The organism is Anaerococcus lactolyticus S7-1-13 (assembly GCF_000758765.1).
Taxonomy (GTDB): Bacteria; Bacillota; Clostridia; order Tissierellales; family Peptoniphilaceae; genus Anaerococcus; species Anaerococcus lactolyticus.
Genome location: NZ_JRMW01000031.1, coordinates 48,847 through 64,626, shown reverse-complemented (window position 1 = coordinate 64,626; position 15,780 = coordinate 48,847). Strand labels below are relative to the sequence as shown.

Sequence of the window (15,780 nt, the reverse complement as noted above, 5' to 3'; positions counted from 1 at the left end):
TATGGCTAGAATCAATGTTGAAGACCAAAAGAAAGTAATCTTTGATTTGAATGCTATCAAACCTTTTGAAGAAGAAATGACTTTCTATTATGATGAAAGTGGTAACTGTAGGAAGTTTTCTCTTACAGATACAGGATTTAATAATATTGATGCTCTGAAAAGTGATTTTGTGTTGGCTGGTGTCGCACATGAAGGTAGGTCTTTTTATATTGATGTTCCTACTCTATACTCAGCTCTTGATTATAGGGAAGGTCAAAAGGAACTGAAGTTCAAACACCTATTCCACAACTCTAAAGATTTCTTATCTTTTATAGGTAGTAAGAGAGCCACAGGATTTTTAAAATGGTTAAGCAAAAGTGGTTTATATATTCACTACAGTGCATTGAACAACCTTTATTATTCATTGGTTGACCTTGTGGACTCATTATTGGAAACACATCCACAGATCATCATGTATATGTGGGATATCAAAAATGCTTTCTATGATTTTGTTATTGAGCATCAAGACGAAGTAATAGCTATTTTAATAAATAATACTTATCCTGATGTCAAATATGTATCTGATTTTTGTAATGAAATATGTTCATTGATAAGGGAATATAATGACGATAGTGAATATTATCCAGGTTTCTTTTTAGAACTGTTAAGACAAATGCTAAAGACTGCTGGAAAACTTGATAAATTGATTTTTGTTCAGGATAATGAAGAATTTATACTTATTGAAGAATACTACATCTTATATACAAATAGATGCAAAATCTTCAGCAAGTCACATCATATTTTTGATGAAGAAATGACAGTACAAAAACAAATGTCTAATTTAGAATTATATGAGCATGGTCTTCGACTTAATAACTGGCAGTTCGTAAAATCACACGAGAATATATATGTTCAAGTGTCTGATTTAATGGCAGGTCTGTTAAGAAAATTGTTTGTATTCTTAGATGAGAATCCTTTAATTAATATAGTTTCTATTTCAATGAATTTAAATGATGATCAGTTAAATAATTTTATATTACTGTGGATGCTTATCAGTAAATCTGATGAAAAATCCCCACTGTTTATTAATAACGTAAACTCTCGAAAGAACATTCAAGAAAGAATGTTTAAGTTAAAATTATTGTCAGTTTCAAATAACGAATTAATGAGAGAGGTGGAAAATTATGAGCTATGAGTATTCAGAGAATATCCTTGTCCAGGAAAGTGCTGGTAATTTATTGCATGATGAACTAGGCTGGGATGTTCACTTTGCCTATAATACAGAAGTGATTGGTAAAAATGGGTCTTTCGGTCGAGAAAGCTATAAAGATATTTTGCTAACCCGATATTTCTACGAGGCTCTTAGAAAGTTCAATCCGTGGATCAATGAAAATCAAATAAGAGAGGCTCAGGAGCTTTTAGAAAAGAGACTATCTACTTCTTCCCTCCTCCATGTGAATGAAGAAAAATATTTTTTGATTCGTGATGGTATTCCTGTTACTGTCAAAAAGCCAAATGGACAGACTGAAACAAAAAAGGCTATAGTGATTGATTTTAATAATCCTGATAGTAACTATTTTCTTGCAATTAAGGAACTTAAGATTCATGGAGATTTGTATCGCAGAAGAACTGACATCGTAGGCTTTGTAAATGGTATTCCTCTCCTCTTTGTAGAACTAAAGAAGAATACTGTGGATATTCAAAATGCTTATGAAGATAATTACACCGATTATCTGGATACTATCCCTCACTTATTCTATTACAATGCCTTTCTTATGCTTTCAAATGGAACAGAGGCTAAGGTTGGCACCCTTGGCAGTAAGTATGAATTTTTCCATGAATGGAAGCGTCTTGCAGAAGAGGACCAGGGAAGTGTAGCTCTTGAAACCATGCTTCGTGGTATCTGTAAGAAGGAAAATTTCCTTGATTTATTTGAGAATTTTATCCTTTATGACCATTCTGATGGTCACACTGCAAAGATACTTGCTCGTAACCACCAATACCTCGGTGTAAACGAAGCTGTGAAGGCTTATGAGGACAGAAAGCTTAATGATGGTAAGCTAGGCGTGTTTTGGCATACACAAGGTTCTGGCAAAAGTTATTCAATGGTATTTTTTGCAAAAAAAGTGCGAAGAAAAATGGAAGGAACACCTACCTTTGTTGTTCTCACAGACCGTGATGAACTTAATAGGCAGATTAGTGATACCTTTGAGAATTGTGGACTTCTTGGTAAAGATATAAAGGCTTCTCAATATATTGCTACAAGTGGTGATGACCTAATTAAGAAGCTACAAGCAAATCCAAGCTTTATCTTCACTTTGATACAAAAATTTAATAAACCGGATGAAAAGCCAATCTTCCCTGATCACGACATAATTATTATGTCAGATGAAGCTCATCGTAGCCAGTATGGTATCTTTGCCGAAAATATGATGAAGTTGTTGCCTACTGCTGCTCGTATCGGCTTTACAGGTACACCTTTACTTTCGAGCGATAATATTACTGCTCGTACTTTTGGTGGTTATGTATCGGTCTATGACTTTAAAAGAGCTATTGAAGATGGTGCTACTGTCCCTCTTTACTACGAAAATCGTGGAGAGAAAATTGTTGACTTACACAATCCTGAAATCACAAATCAAATTCTTGATGCTATTGAAAGGGCTGACCTTGATGTTGACCAGCAAGATAAGCTAGAAGCTGAATTTGCAAAAGAAATCCATCTACTCACAGCCGAACCTAGACTAAAATCTATTGCCCAAGACTTTGTGAAACACTATTCTGATTTGTGGACAAGTGGAAAGGCTATGTTTGTTTGCTTAAACAAGGTTACTTGCGTCCGTATGTATAATTATGTTCAACAATATTGGAAAGCAGAAATCAAATCCCTAAAGGCAAGCTTAAAACATGCTAGCCAACAAGAGGATCTTGAGCTTGAAAGAAAAATCAAATGGATGGAAGAAACTGAAATGGCTGTTGTAATCAGTCAGGAACAAAACGAAATCCAAACATTCAAAAAATGGAATTTAGACATAAAGACCCACCGTACCAAGATGGAAAAGCGTGACTTAGATAAAGAATTTAAGGATTCAAACAATCCCCTTCGTGTTGTATTTGTATGTGCAATGTGGCTTACAGGCTTTGATGTTAGATGCCTTTCATGCTTATATCTGGATAAACCATTAAAAGCTCATACTCTTATGCAAGCCATAGCACGTGCCAACCGTGTAAGCGAAGGCAAAAGCAATGGTTTGATTATAGATTATATTGGAATCGTAAAAGCTTTAAGAAAGGCTCTTGCAGATTATACAGCTAATGTTGGTGGAACTGACGGTTCAGACCCTACTATAGATAAGGACGAACTTATTGGTCGTATTATAGAAATAATAGGTAAAGCAGATGCGTTCTTAAGTGAAAATGATTTTGATTTAGAAATGCTTATCAATGCTACTAATTTTAGGAAACTATCATACCTAAAGGAAGCAGCAAATGCAGTATGTGGTTCAATTGAGGATAAAAAAACATATACTACCTATGCATCTGAATTGAATCGCCTAATGAAATATACTGACAGAGATGATATCACTGGTCACACACGTAAGCAATATGAAGCTATTTACGCTATTTATGCCGAGCTTCAGAAAAAGCGTAAGCACACCAATACCACTGACCTTATGGTTGAAATCAATGAAATTATAAGCGAATATGTTATGATTGAAAATCCACCTACTATGGCGCATGAAGACCCACGCAGATTTGATATCAGTGCAATTAATTTCGACCTTCTTCGCAGGGAGTTCGCAAGGGTTAAGAAAAAAAATCTTATTCTAAAGGATTTAAAGGAAGTAATCCTTGAAAAGCTTGATAGTATGCTTTTTGCTAATCCTGATCGAATTAACTACTACGAACGCTATCAGCAAATTATCGATGATTATAATAGTGAAAAGGACAGGGCCGCAATTGAGAAGACTTTCATGGAATTGATGGATTTGGCAAATAAAATGAATCAAGAAGAACAACGCTATGTCCGTGAAGGTTTTAAAAATGATGAAGAACTTTCTCTTTATGATATGTTGTTCCGTGAAGATTTAAGCAAGGCGGACATCAAGAAGCTCAAAGAAGTGGCAATGTCACTCTTGCAGAAAATCAAAACAAAAATTGCAGAATTCGACCATTGGACAGATAAGCAAGAAACAAAATCAGCTATTGATAATCTTATCCGTGATACTCTTTGGAAAGAATTGCCAGACTGTTACGATGAGCTAAGTATCTCTATGTACCGTCAAAAAATTTATGAATATGTATATACTAGGTATAGAGAAGTTGCTTAACAAAATATTATAACCAATCTCTCATACAATTTCGGTTCTTAAGCATAAGAAAACGACCAGATAGATGACCTGACCTCCTTTAGTTAGTTTGTAGGTCTAACTTTTGGGGGTCAGTTCACTAATTGATCGCATTTTTAATTTATTTTTTATGCATATAAATTTAAATCCAGTCAGATGTATTTTCCTATAAGCTTACTTGCTCTTCCATATTGTTTCTTATTCTTTTAAAAGTTTCCAAATGAATTTCGTGAGTAAAATTTTCTATTAATATTTCATAGCTATCATCAAAAAACTTTTTTATGCTTTTTTTAGCACCTATATCTGCCATTGTGTATATGATATAAAGTCCTTGCAAAATCGCTTTTGTAACCAAGGGATCACCTGCTGAATAAGAAATTATCTGGCTGAAACCAAGATATAGTTCATCCTCCACAGAATAACTTTGATAAATTATTTTTACATTCTCATCCTCTTTCAGGATTATAAAATGATTGCCTGTAGATAAAAGTTTCCCTAGCAATGATGACATTTTATTTATACACATTATTGCAGTATTTGGATCATTTGTGCCAGGGCTTAGGGCCATATTCGCGACTTCGGTCAAGTTTACAATTCCACGGTGATAATCTTCTTCTGTATTATTATAAACATTTATTAAAAACAATGGGCTTAATTTTTCTTTTAATTCGTTTTTATCATTATCATCTAACTCGCACTGGAATATATTTAATTCTCCTATACTTTCTCCTTTGATTGTGTATTCACCAATCCTCTTATTTATAGTAAGTTCTGCTCTTGTGCCATTAAGCTCTTTAAAAATCTCATCTGCTTTTATTTCAAATAAATAACCTGAATTTTCAGCTACAATTGATAACTTTGTAGATTCGTCGCCTTTCTCATAATGCTTAGCTTTTTCCCTTAGTTCGACCTCTTTATCAATAAGTTTTTCGCAGTCATTAAAAATATATTCTATAATATTTGATACTTTTAGATTATCAAGAACCTGTCTTGAGAAAGCTATAAAACTAAGCATTGCAATTATAGCATAGGCTATTCCAAAACTTCCAGCTACAACATGTTGGTCTGGAGCAATATCTTGCAATAATAGGATACTGATTACTGAATAGAAAAAACCACTTACAAATATACCATATAAACCAAGGACTCCTGTCCTATCTATGAAGCTCTGAAGCAATCTAGGCGATATGCTACTGCTATATTTATTAAGTACAGTGACAATAATTGTAAAACAAAAAGTACTTATAGTCAAAAATATTCCAGATATATTAGAAAGGAAATTTACCGAAACTTCAACCGACAGTAATAGTTGTTTGGGAATATAAGATTTGATGGCAATATATTGATGATCAAAAATCCAAGTAACTAAAAGAAGCGACACTGTTAAAATTATAAATCTTGACATCCTTAAAAAATTCTTATGATTAAAAAACCACAATTTAATTTTGGGCAACATACATCAATCCTCCTGTTTTAATATTGTGATTATAAAACTATATTATCATATTCTCAATTTTTATCCAATATGAAATGGTATATTAACCTTTTTGTAATTGAAAAATCCTTTGTGATTTTCTTGCCTATTTCCCCAATCTATCTTCGATTACTTTCTAAAAGAAACTAATCAATTATATAATATTCAAAAATAATCTATGAGGAAATATGGTGAAATAGACTAAGAATAAAAATCCAATATGAGGCGTACACGAGTCACGCGGCAATGAGTTTATTCAAAATGAGTCGATTTAACCATTTTTACCAGTGTCCTCTGGAAAACTCTCCTGAGTTTTCTCGCTTAGTTTTGTGCTAGCCCTTCTGGCTTTGGGAAGACCCACCACGCGAAGTCCTAACCCTATTTCGTTAGACATAGCTGGTAGGACGATTTGCCCTAGCGGCCAAGAGCGTGCAGTGGCTGAGTGGTCTCGAAAATGACCGATGCATTTTGTCATCTTACTTATGTAGTTTTTTTATATCTGATTGGTTTAATTTTTCTAAAGATATAAGTTGGGTCTTTGCAAGATTTCTAAGTTCTATCATTCTTTCTTTTTGCTCTAATCCCTTTTCAATTAAAATTGCATTGTAGGATTCCATATTAGCAAGTACTAATAGTTCATCAAGACTTGCATAGTCTCTCATATTTCCTTTTAAGTCAGGATTTTCTTCACGCCACTGTTTTGCTCTTTTATCAAAGAGTGCCACATTAAGCATATCTGCTTCACTTGCATATTTAAATGATAACTGCTCATCTGTAAGGTCTTTTAATAAATACTCTTTGATGGCATCTGTATGAATTTTATAATTGATTTTAGATATTTCTCTATGAAGGTTCCAAGTAAGAGATAATTTTGAGTTTTCATCTTCTTTAAGTCTTTGGTAGTCTTTAATTATATAAAGTTCAAATTCTGCAGATATCCATGAAGCAAATTTAAAAGCTATATCTTTATGAGCATATGTGCCACCATATCTACCCAACTTTACAAATAGTCCTACTGCATTAGTGGTTTTCTGCCATTTTTGAGGTGATAAAGTAAAAGCGTTACTACCCGCCTCTTTTAAATACCCCTCGAATTCGAGGGGGTTAAAATCTGGATTATTTAACTGTTCCCAAATTCCAAGATATTCTATTGTATTATAGTTTCGCATCCAATTTGAAACAACTACATTAGGTTCTTCCTTGTTTTTATACTTTGCTATATCTGTTAAACTTATATAATCATTTTTAAAATCTTCAGTATAAACTTGAATTGAAAATCCCTTAGCAGAAATTTTTTCTTTTTTAATTTTTGACAATATACCCCTCCTTATTCTGGCTTGATTTTTATTACTTATATTATAACATAAAAAATGGCCAGAGCACCGTATGCTTCCTGACCTAAGCTTATTACAAGATTATATCCAAAATCACTAATTATCAAATTCTATAAGCCACTATTTACCTATCTATATATAATTTATTTGCTTTTATTGTGCCCTATTTCCCCTCTATTTTTCCATACAACTTATTATTCCATCAAAATTTCTATCACTTTCTTCTCAGTCTTATTCAAACCGACATTCAAACCGTCATTTTTATTGTCTATTTGGTCAATTACTTCCTGTTGAAAAGGGATAGTACATCTAATATAGTTGCTTTCAATTTCAAAAACATCTTTGACATTTTTTTCTATTTTAAAATCAGACTTTGTTCTTATATCTAAGTTTATTATATTACTAAAAAATATCACCTAATATAAAACACCTTATAACTAAGAATTAGCCAGTTTTTTGCTTTTATAAAACGATATTTTTCTTTACCCATCTTAACCTAACCTAATACTATGAAATTTTTTCTAATAAAAAGCTTCAGCTATTTGCAAATACAAATCAGTAAATATTGAATTTTTTCTGGCAACAAGTGATAAATCATGAACTAAGTTGAAATCTTCTAGGTCCACAACCATGAGAGTGCCTTCTTCTAGTTCTTTTTTTACACAAGATTCAAAAATAAAACTTACACCACAATCCGACCTGAGCATTTCTACTATGGAACGCATATTATTTATTTCTATGATATTTACAAAATCTTTCGTATCAATATTGTCCATGCTTAGAAAATTTTTTAATATAGCTAAGGTACCAGATCCTTCTTCCCTAATAATAATTCTTTCATCTAATAAGTCTGTTAGCTTTTTAACTTGTTTTTTAAACTTGTGGTCCTTGTGGCTGATGCAAACAATCCTATCGCTTTTGTATTTTTTAATAAAATAATCTCTAGATTTTATAAATCCCTCTATAATGGCAAAGTCTATCCTTCCACTATCAATATCACGTAAAATCTCGTCCGTATTTTCATAATAAATATGAAAATCACAAGAAGGTTTTTCTTTAATCAAGGCTATAAGCTTATCCAATATTAGATATTCTCCGACCGATCTAGTAAAACCCAAAGAAATTTTTTCACTCTTAGTTTTTTCCTCAGCTAATATCATCCTCAACTTATCTTGATCATTTGACATAGAAAGCAAAGCAGATTTTAGAATCTTGCCCTCATCTGTTAGACACAAATTCCTCTTACTTCTATAAAAAAGTTTACAATTATAATAGGATTCTAAATATTTAATATGAGTAGATATGGCTGGCTGTGTTATATTAAGGCTTTCAGCAGCCCTTGTAAAATTCATATATTTACATACTTCCAAAAAACTTTCTATCCTAAAATCTAACATAGTATCCTCCACATCTATCATAACAAATTTTTATCATATAGTAAATAATTATAATTTTACATTATAGTGATTTATTATATAATAAAAAAAGCGAAAGGAGCTTATATGATAAAATCTATAGAAAAAAATATAAAAGGGATTATTCTCTGCCTTATAATTGCAATAATATCCCAGATAATCGGCAAAAAAATCCCACTAGTAGGCCCAGCAGTCTTTGGTATTCTAATTGGAATGGCCCTAGGTCAAATTATAAAAGACAAAAAACCTTATATAGGTGGCGTGAGATTTACATCAAAGAAAATTCTTCAATATGCTGTAATCCTCCTCGGGTTTGGTCTTGATCTTGGAATTGTTTTAAAAACTGGTAGGCAATCACTTCCAATCATCCTATCTACCATATCAACATCACTTATAATCGCATACATAGCCTACAAGGCTGGACTTATAAAAGGGAATATCGCAACACTTGTTGGCGTTGGATCATCAATTTGTGGAGGCTCTGCAATTGCAGCTGCCGCTCCAGTTATAGATGCAGATGAAGATGAGATAGCCCAAGCCATATCTGTTATATTCTTTTTTAATATCCTAGCAGCCATCCTATTTCCAAGCCTAGGTCGTATGATTGGATTTTCTACTACCGATGGTCATGCCTTTGGTATATTCGCAGGATCTGCTGTTAATGATACATCATCAGTTACAGCATGCGCATCAACATGGGATACAATATTTAATCTTGGTAGCCAGACACTTGACAAGGCTGTAACAGTAAAATTGACTAGAACCCTAGCAATAATTCCAATATGCTTAGGGCTAGCCTTCATTAGAATGAGAAATGCTGAACAAGAAGCTAATAAAAAAATATCTATAATACAAATCTTCCCATTCTTTATAATCTACTTCATCCTTGCAAGTTTGATTACAACCATAGCCCTAGCCAAAGGAATAAATATTGAATTTTTCAAACCCTTTAAGGACTTATCCAAATTTTTTATTGTAATGGCAATGTCAGCTATTGGTTTTAATAGTGATATAGTAAAACTATTAAAATCAGGAGCTAAGCCACTAGCCTTAGGAGGCGTGTGCTTTATATCAATCACATCCATAACCCTAATACTAGAAAAAATTCTAGGCATCTTATAATCTTATAGAAACTGACTCCAAAAGTTAGCAATAAAACTAACTATTAGGGTCAGTTTTTTATTAAAAAAGAAGACCCGCATGTAGAAAGCTTTAAATTATAACTCATAAAAAAATAAACCAAAACTTTTCCTCAACATTTTTGCGAAATGCTTATTTTCTTTTCGTTAAGACATACTCAAACCGACAATTTATTGTCACTTTTAACTGTACAATCTATCAAATAAAAAGACCATAACACTTAAGTTATGATCTTATTTTTTTCCAAATGTAAAGTACTTGGAACTATTATTCGATTTATTCTTTTTAACAAATGTTCCCATTTTAATCCCAGTTACAGTTTTTTATCTTCTGTAACCGTTGATTTTACAAGATTTTACCAATGTCCTCTCAGAAACTTTCAGTTTATTCGCTTAGTTTTGTGCTAGCCCGTCTGGCTATGGGAAGACCCACCACGGAGTGGTCTCGAAAATGACCGATGCTGTTTGACGCCTTACTTTTATATTTATCTTTGACTGTTATATCCTCTCGAGACCTTTGGTCTCTCGCTTAGTTTTTCGGACTCAGCTTTGCTTCGTCTCGGAAATGACCGATGCATATGCATCGGTCACCCTTAGATGGTGGGACTATTCTTCTTTTCCAAATGTACAATATATCTCAAACCATTCAAAATACAAGATTCTATTTTTTCTAATGCAACTAAATCCATCTAATTATTGGCCGTTTTCAAATTTTTAGTCCCGTCCCAGTCCCAGTACCGGATTTAAATGTGATTTCAGAAATATTGATCTTAAGAAGAATCATAATATAACTTCTATATTTAAAAATCAGATTTACATAGTCCTCTTGATGAATTTAACCGATCCTTTGTAATTTAACGATAGAAGGCATGGTGTTTAACAAAAGTAATTTATTCAAATGGATATAAAAATAGAGCTTGTATGATTCATTTTTTACAAGCTCTATTTACAAAAATTTAAATTATATTAGAATGACTCTATAAGTTCTAATTTATTTAAAGGAGTCATGACTACATCTATGGTATCTCCATCTTTATCAAAAAACTCAACTTCACAATTTTTATCATCATAAATTAAAACAATTGTTCCCTTTGTTCCCTTACTTATTTCTTTGTAATCTTCTTTCAATCTTACAACATCTAATTCTTTCATTAAATTACCTCTTATCTGGATAAACTGTAATAATCCTATATTTTGTTTTTCCTGAATCTTTTTGGAAAATACAAACAACATTAGCAGTAATTTCTTTGTTATTTTTTCCTACTAACTTGATTTTATAAGTATTCTTTATCCCATAACTTGTATTTTCAACCTTTACTGGTTTTTTATTTAATACAGCTCTTACTAAATTGTCATGTAAAATTTTACCATCTCCACTTTTATATCCTAGAACATCTTTTAGAAATTTAGCTTTAGATTTTCCCTCAGGGTGTTTATTATTCAATAAATAATTTTCCATTTTACCTTCACTGTATTCAACATCACTTTTATTTTTAATGGGAATCCTATTCTTCGTTCCTTTTGTGTTCCCAAAATTTCCATGAAATCCTGCACCCATTAGCAATACCTCAATTGGTAGAATTTGCTTATTTCACTATCAAATTGACAGATATTAATTCCTAAGTACCTATATTTGCCAAATATATTTTGGGACGCAGTTCCATAAATAATTATATTTTTAGGATTTAATCTACCAACTACATAATCTAAGCCATTAATAAATTGATTTCTTTCCTCAATTTTTTTGATAAGACCATGCGTTCCTATAGCGATAGTACCATTTTCTTTAATTCCTAAACAACAAGTTTCATATGTGCGATTATCTGCCCATCTTATATTAGGAATTATTTCTAAACCTTGAGATTCTAGCCAAGCTCCAATTGCCCTACTTCTATAAATATTCCAATTTTGTTGTACTAAAGGCATGTCTCTAAAAACACTAAAATCTGGTAATATAACTCCCCTAGCTCTTTTCATTAAAGATAAATATTTCCTAGGATTATTCCAGAAACTTTCAATTTTACTATCATCTTCATAAAAGCAAATCCATTTATTATTTCCATTAAATTTTTTCGCTTTTGAAAATAATACTAAATCATATGGAATCTCAGAGGATCCATTCAATATTGGCATCTCCAAGTCACCATCATATGATGCGTTTTCCACTAAAAAAGATTTAAATACATCATTATTTTTGAATTTTTCACACTTTAATTTTTTATATTGTCTTTTTATGCTATTCAATATATCCCCCCAGTTTAAAACTCTTGATTTTTAAAACTGGATTTGATATAATTAATTTGGAATTATTAAACAATATCCAGTTTAGAAAACATACTTTAGATTGCGCCAACAATCTATTTAGTGTGTTTTTTTCTTTTATTTTCATTCTTCCCCTCCTTCTTCTTCATACTTTTTATATTGATATCGTGCCATAGAAGGTGTCACATTACATTCTTCTACAATTTCATCGATGGTCATACCTTTCACTAAATGCTTAGGAACTAACAATTCACCTGAAAAGCAATTTGCTTGCCACTCGGGATTTTCATATGCTCTTCTATTTTTTAAGTCTTCTTCTTTTCTACAAAAGGATACTGTTTCTTCCCTATGCTGTAGCCAATGTAATAATTCATGACTACAAGTCGATCTTGAAAATCCATCATTCTCGCAAGCCTTATCATAAATGTCTTCTCTTAGTTTTATTAAATTTTCTGATGGAATTGTTTCCCCATATTTTGACCCCATCTCATCAAAAGTACATATTTCTAAGTAAAACGCTCCTTTATTAGACAAAAATTCTATAACTTGAACTATTGGAAAATTCATCTCATTCTCAAAATCAAATAACTTCCTAATTCTATTAGCCAGTTTTCTTATATCCTTTATAGATAAAGAATCTGCTATATATCCACCTATTTCACTCACCATCCTTATTAAAAAATATTTTCATTTTATCCACCTCATCTTTATTCATATTTTCTAATTCCCTTGCAAATGAAAATGCCAATCTTTTCTTTTCTTTACTTAAATCTTCAAGATTAATTTCCAGAGACTTTTGAGATACTTCAATTGCTGACATTAATTCATTTTGTTTTTCTTTATCAAGATTATATAAATTAATAATCGTATCATACCAAGGTTCTGGCATTTTCTTTTTTCCATTTTCAACTGCTGATAAAAAAGATGAACTGACATTTAACTTTGCGGCCATATCCTTCATTATTTCACCAGACTCTAATCTTAACTTTCTTAAAAAAATTCCAAGTTGTGTAAGCATAATATCCTCCTTTGAAATTATTATACACCATATCGTCAATTTAATCAACCTAAATAGGTTTACTTAGTATTTGTTTTTTAGAATTTTATTTTTATAGTATATCAATTTTTCATAAATATTCAAAAATACAAGCGTTTATTCTTTTGGGTGTGTATAAATAAGAATTTCTAAGAACGCAAAAAGACCGTAGCTTGAAACTACGGTCTTTTTTTGTCCAAATGTAAAGTACTTGGAACTATTATTCAATTTATTCTTTTTTACTTCCAGTACCATTTGAGTAACAGTAGCCATTTTTCATTCTCTTCGTTTGAGTAAGTCTATATCATATTTGAAAATCACTCCGTGATTTTCAATCCCATTAGCGAATCAGAAAAGCCAACGCTCCTATTCGTCGCGTCGGCTTTTCTTCCCTGCAGAAGGGTTCAAAATAATTTGTGAAGAAAAATGGATGAAATAGACGAAGTACAGGAAGCTCCGTAGTGAGGCGTACTTTAGTACGCCTCAATGAGGAGATTCCGAAACGAGTCTAGTTCGCCATTTTTACCACAAATTATTCCCATTCTTCTTTTCCAAACGTCCGACATATCCCAAGCCATTCAAAATACTAGATTCTAATCATTCTAATATCACTAAATTCTTCTAATTATAGGACATTTTCAGATTTTTAATCCCATCCCAGTACCAGTACCGGAACAAAAAATTTACTTGTGTAACTTTTTTATATCTGATTGATTTAATTTTTCTAAATATATGAGTTGGGTCTTTGCAAGATTTCTAAGTTCAATCATTCTTTCTTTTTGCTCTAATCCTTTTTCAATTAAAATTGCATTGTAGGATTCCTTATTTGCAAGTACTAATAGTTCATTAAGACTTGCATAGTCTCTCATATTTCCTTTTAGGTCAGGATTTTCGTATTTCTAAATCATTTTACAAATTTACTGCAAAAATCATTCAATCCTTATTTTTTTGTAGATTCCCTTAATAACAGTATACATCGTTACTATCTGTTTCTAACACTATCATGACACTAAACCCATAACTTAGATTGTTGATAACGGATTATTCCCCAATAAATAAGTGCAAAAAATATAATAATATAAGACTTATATCTTCTAACTTCAAATTATCTTCATAGTAAATCCTCATTAATGATGCTGTCTATTTTCTAAATCTATGACAAAGCGTCATTGATTAAATCTTTAATCTTCTCTTCTTCCTCTTTTAATCTTTCTAAATCACTATAGTATTTAGTTTTTGTCATTTTCATACAGGCTATTCTATTATCATATGTACGATTATTTCGAGCATGTTCTCCATAAAACAAGGTAAAATCATGAATGGTACCCGATAACCCTGTACAAGCAGAGCTCCAATCTTTTAATTTTTTAGTTGGTAAGTCTAAATTAGATTCTTTAAAGTAATACTCCGTTATTTTAGGACTTATTTTTTCAAATTCTTCTATAAATTCTTCTTCAGTAGCTTCTTCATTTAATAATTCATCAAATGATTTAATTAGTTTTTCTGCTAGATTAATCATATTAATAATTATATCTCTAGTTTGTTGTATTAAATATGTATCGTCAGCAGTATGGTCTGCATAAAATTTATTTAATACTTCGTAATTTGAATTTATATCGAAATACACATCATTAACAAACTTTGATTTATTTGATAAGTTATACCACCAATCTTTATCTTGTGTATCATCTACCCAAATAGTTTTACATAAAAAATTAGAGTTTAAAATATCATCTTCGCTTTTTCCATAGTGACAAAAAATAATATTTGCTAACTTATCTTTCCAATGCTTTTCAAAATTCTCACTTTTATATATTTCAATATTTTTTATAATACTTACTATTTCTTTATGAACTTTTGAAATTTCTTCTAATGTTAATAAATCTTTTAATATTACTTTAACTACATATCTTTTAGCTCTAGCAGTATGAATAGGCTCCACTTTATAGATTCTATATTTTTCTTTTTCTAAAAAATAATTATTTGATACATAGGGTATATATTTTTCAACTGAAAAAAATATTGTTCCACCTAATTTAGATCTGAAAATTGGTGTTTGAGCATATTTGGGATGTTTTATATTCCAAATTTTCATATATTGAAATAACAAATTAATTATATCATCTAATGATTTCTTTCCTTCTTTTAATAAAATTCTAGCTGTTATTGCATCGTTTAAAAAACTAGTGAAAAGACTTAACTGTTTTTTAGGATCTGGATAATCATACGAAGTTTGGTTAGATGAAGAAGACGCTAAAACTGCATATCCTTTGCCGATAAATTCTTTTAAACTTAATTCATAATCAAATTCTGGTAAACTGTTTATTTTAAAATGTCCTGAATAACAAGTATCAAAAATCAACAACTTATTCTTTGCATTTATTTTATTAATGTATTCTATTAAATCTTCTGTTTCTAAATATCCATCACTAAACGCTAAAATATGCTTATTGCAATTAATTCCACCATGTCCCGAAAAATAAAAAATAAAAGTATCTTCATTTTCATCTTCAAAATCAAATTTTCTTAAGACATTTATAAAACTCTGTTTTTTTACAACATCATTTTCTCCTAATTTTACTATTTGTTCTTTTTTTACTGATAAACCTTTAACAAGAGCATCAGAAAAATATTTTATATCATTTTTACAAAATCCTAATTTTTTTTCTCCAATTAAATCATAATTACTAACGCCTACGATTAAAGCATATATTGACATTACGCCCCCTATTGAAAAATTTTTTATAAAAATGTCAGTTTAAATTATTAACTAAATTTTGATAACTATCTTATTT

14 protein-coding genes and 1 pseudogene are annotated in these 15,780 nt (G+C 31.0%); 3 read left to right on the top strand and 12 right to left on the bottom strand.

Annotated features, from left to right (window positions below):
- The first annotated feature begins 1 nt into the window (after nucleotide 1).
- Together HMPREF1630_RS04120 and HMPREF1630_RS04115 are read left to right on the top strand one after the other, a co-directional pair.
- Nucleotides 2-1,174, top strand: a complete 1,173-nt coding sequence (locus HMPREF1630_RS04120; RefSeq protein WP_037327357.1) for a DUF3800 domain-containing protein — start codon at nucleotides 2-4, stop codon at nucleotides 1,172-1,174.
- Nucleotides 1,164-4,307 (top strand): type I restriction endonuclease subunit R, encoded by a 3,144-nt coding sequence (locus HMPREF1630_RS04115; protein WP_037327356.1) that lies wholly within the window; start codon nucleotides 1,164-1,166, stop codon nucleotides 4,305-4,307. Before HMPREF1630_RS04120 ends, HMPREF1630_RS04115 begins: the two co-directional genes overlap by 11 nt.
- Before the next feature lie 184 nt (nucleotides 4,308-4,491).
- Here HMPREF1630_RS04115 and HMPREF1630_RS04110 read toward each other — a convergent pair whose 3' ends face one another.
- The 4 genes from HMPREF1630_RS04110 to HMPREF1630_RS04090 all read right to left on the bottom strand — a co-directional run bounded on the left by HMPREF1630_RS04110 (nucleotide 4,492) and on the right by HMPREF1630_RS04090 (nucleotide 8,530).
- Nucleotides 4,492-5,730 (bottom strand): DUF2254 domain-containing protein, encoded by a 1,239-nt coding sequence (locus HMPREF1630_RS04110; protein ID WP_231549507.1) that lies wholly within the window; start codon nucleotides 5,728-5,730, stop codon nucleotides 4,492-4,494.
- Nucleotides 5,731-6,275: 545 nt separating this feature from the next.
- A complete protein-coding gene (locus tag HMPREF1630_RS04100) occupies nucleotides 6,276-7,115 on the bottom strand; it encodes a KilA-N domain-containing protein (RefSeq protein ID WP_037327354.1) in 840 nt (279 codons plus the stop codon).
- A 212-nt stretch (nucleotides 7,116-7,327) separates the two neighbouring features.
- Nucleotides 7,328-7,549 carry a hypothetical protein gene (locus HMPREF1630_RS09520; RefSeq protein WP_037327353.1) on the bottom strand — a complete coding sequence of 74 codons (222 nt, stop codon included), beginning with the start codon at nucleotides 7,547-7,549 and terminating at the stop codon, nucleotides 7,328-7,330.
- A 105-nt stretch (nucleotides 7,550-7,654) separates the two neighbouring features.
- A complete protein-coding gene (locus tag HMPREF1630_RS04090; RefSeq protein ID WP_037327352.1) occupies nucleotides 7,655-8,530 on the bottom strand; it encodes a LysR family transcriptional regulator in 876 nt (291 codons plus the stop codon).
- Between the two features lie 105 nt (nucleotides 8,531-8,635).
- Here HMPREF1630_RS04090 and HMPREF1630_RS04085 point away from each other — a divergent pair, with 105 nt between their 5' ends.
- The gene (locus HMPREF1630_RS04085; RefSeq protein ID WP_037327351.1) at nucleotides 8,636-9,670 is read left to right on the top strand and encodes a YeiH family protein; all 1,035 of its coding nucleotides are present in this window, start codon (nucleotides 8,636-8,638) and stop codon (nucleotides 9,668-9,670) included.
- A 983-nt stretch (nucleotides 9,671-10,653) separates the two neighbouring features.
- Here the strand turns inward: HMPREF1630_RS04085 and HMPREF1630_RS04080 are convergent.
- The 8 genes and pseudogenes from HMPREF1630_RS04080 to HMPREF1630_RS04050 form a co-directional block, all read right to left on the bottom strand.
- Complete coding sequence (locus HMPREF1630_RS04080; RefSeq protein WP_037327349.1) at nucleotides 10,654-10,839, bottom strand: DUF4926 domain-containing protein; 186 nt, start codon at nucleotides 10,837-10,839, stop codon at nucleotides 10,654-10,656.
- A 4-nt stretch (nucleotides 10,840-10,843) separates the two neighbouring features.
- Complete coding sequence (locus tag HMPREF1630_RS04075) at nucleotides 10,844-11,245, bottom strand: DUF6883 domain-containing protein (protein ID WP_197049861.1); 402 nt, start codon at nucleotides 11,243-11,245, stop codon at nucleotides 10,844-10,846.
- Nucleotides 11,245-11,931 carry a DUF4417 domain-containing protein gene (locus HMPREF1630_RS04070; RefSeq protein ID WP_197049860.1) on the bottom strand — a complete coding sequence of 229 codons (687 nt, stop codon included), beginning with the start codon at nucleotides 11,929-11,931 and terminating at the stop codon, nucleotides 11,245-11,247. The genes HMPREF1630_RS04075 and HMPREF1630_RS04070 overlap by 1 nt, the downstream gene beginning before the upstream one ends.
- Nucleotides 11,924-12,076 carry a hypothetical protein gene (locus tag HMPREF1630_RS09515; RefSeq protein WP_197049859.1) on the bottom strand — a complete coding sequence of 51 codons (153 nt, stop codon included), beginning with the start codon at nucleotides 12,074-12,076 and terminating at the stop codon, nucleotides 11,924-11,926. Before HMPREF1630_RS09515 ends, HMPREF1630_RS04070 begins: the two co-directional genes overlap by 8 nt.
- The gene (locus tag HMPREF1630_RS04065) at nucleotides 12,073-12,618 is read right to left on the bottom strand and encodes an ImmA/IrrE family metallo-endopeptidase (RefSeq protein WP_197049858.1); all 546 of its coding nucleotides are present in this window, start codon (nucleotides 12,616-12,618) and stop codon (nucleotides 12,073-12,075) included. Before HMPREF1630_RS04065 ends, HMPREF1630_RS09515 begins: the two co-directional genes overlap by 4 nt.
- On the bottom strand, nucleotides 12,608-12,967 hold the full coding sequence (locus HMPREF1630_RS04060) for a helix-turn-helix domain-containing protein (protein WP_037327348.1): 360 nt from the start codon (nucleotides 12,965-12,967) through the stop codon (nucleotides 12,608-12,610). Before HMPREF1630_RS04060 ends, HMPREF1630_RS04065 begins: the two co-directional genes overlap by 11 nt.
- 701 nt (nucleotides 12,968-13,668) lie before the next feature.
- A pseudogene (locus HMPREF1630_RS04055) lies at nucleotides 13,669-13,878 on the bottom strand (KilA-N domain-containing protein); the annotation flags it as partial.
- Nucleotides 13,879-14,138: 260 nt separating this feature from the next.
- A complete protein-coding gene (locus tag HMPREF1630_RS04050) occupies nucleotides 14,139-15,704 on the bottom strand; it encodes a caspase family protein (RefSeq protein ID WP_037327347.1) in 1,566 nt (521 codons plus the stop codon).
- Nucleotides 15,705-15,780 lie beyond the last annotated feature (76 nt).

What these genes read in the sequence shown, in the direction of transcription:
- HMPREF1630_RS04075 (WP_197049861.1), bottom strand. Translation starts at nt 11,245, where the DNA reads ATGGGTGCAGGATTTCATGGAAATTTTGGGAACACAAAAGGAACGAAG.
- HMPREF1630_RS04085 (WP_037327351.1), top strand. Translation starts at nt 8,636, where the DNA reads ATGATAAAATCTATAGAAAAAAATATAAAAGGGATTATTCTCTGCCTT.
- HMPREF1630_RS04050 (WP_037327347.1), bottom strand. Translation starts at nt 15,704, where the DNA reads ATGTCAATATATGCTTTAATCGTAGGCGTTAGTAATTATGATTTAATT.
- HMPREF1630_RS04120 (WP_037327357.1), top strand. Translation starts at nt 2, where the DNA reads ATGGCTAGAATCAATGTTGAAGACCAAAAGAAAGTAATCTTTGATTTG.
- HMPREF1630_RS09515 (WP_197049859.1), bottom strand. Translation starts at nt 12,076, where the DNA reads ATGAAAATAAAAGAAAAAAACACACTAAATAGATTGTTGGCGCAATCT.
- HMPREF1630_RS04115 (WP_037327356.1), top strand. Translation starts at nt 1,164, where the DNA reads ATGAGCTATGAGTATTCAGAGAATATCCTTGTCCAGGAAAGTGCTGGT.
- HMPREF1630_RS04065 (WP_197049858.1), bottom strand. Translation starts at nt 12,618, where the DNA reads ATGGTGAGTGAAATAGGTGGATATATAGCAGATTCTTTATCTATAAAG.
- HMPREF1630_RS04110 (WP_231549507.1), bottom strand. Translation starts at nt 5,730, where the DNA reads ATGTCAAGATTTATAATTTTAACAGTGTCGCTTCTTTTAGTTACTTGG.
- HMPREF1630_RS04060 (WP_037327348.1), bottom strand. Translation starts at nt 12,967, where the DNA reads ATGCTTACACAACTTGGAATTTTTTTAAGAAAGTTAAGATTAGAGTCT.
- HMPREF1630_RS04080 (WP_037327349.1), bottom strand. Translation starts at nt 10,839, where the DNA reads ATGAAAGAATTAGATGTTGTAAGATTGAAAGAAGATTACAAAGAAATA.
- HMPREF1630_RS04090 (WP_037327352.1), bottom strand. Translation starts at nt 8,530, where the DNA reads ATGTTAGATTTTAGGATAGAAAGTTTTTTGGAAGTATGTAAATATATG.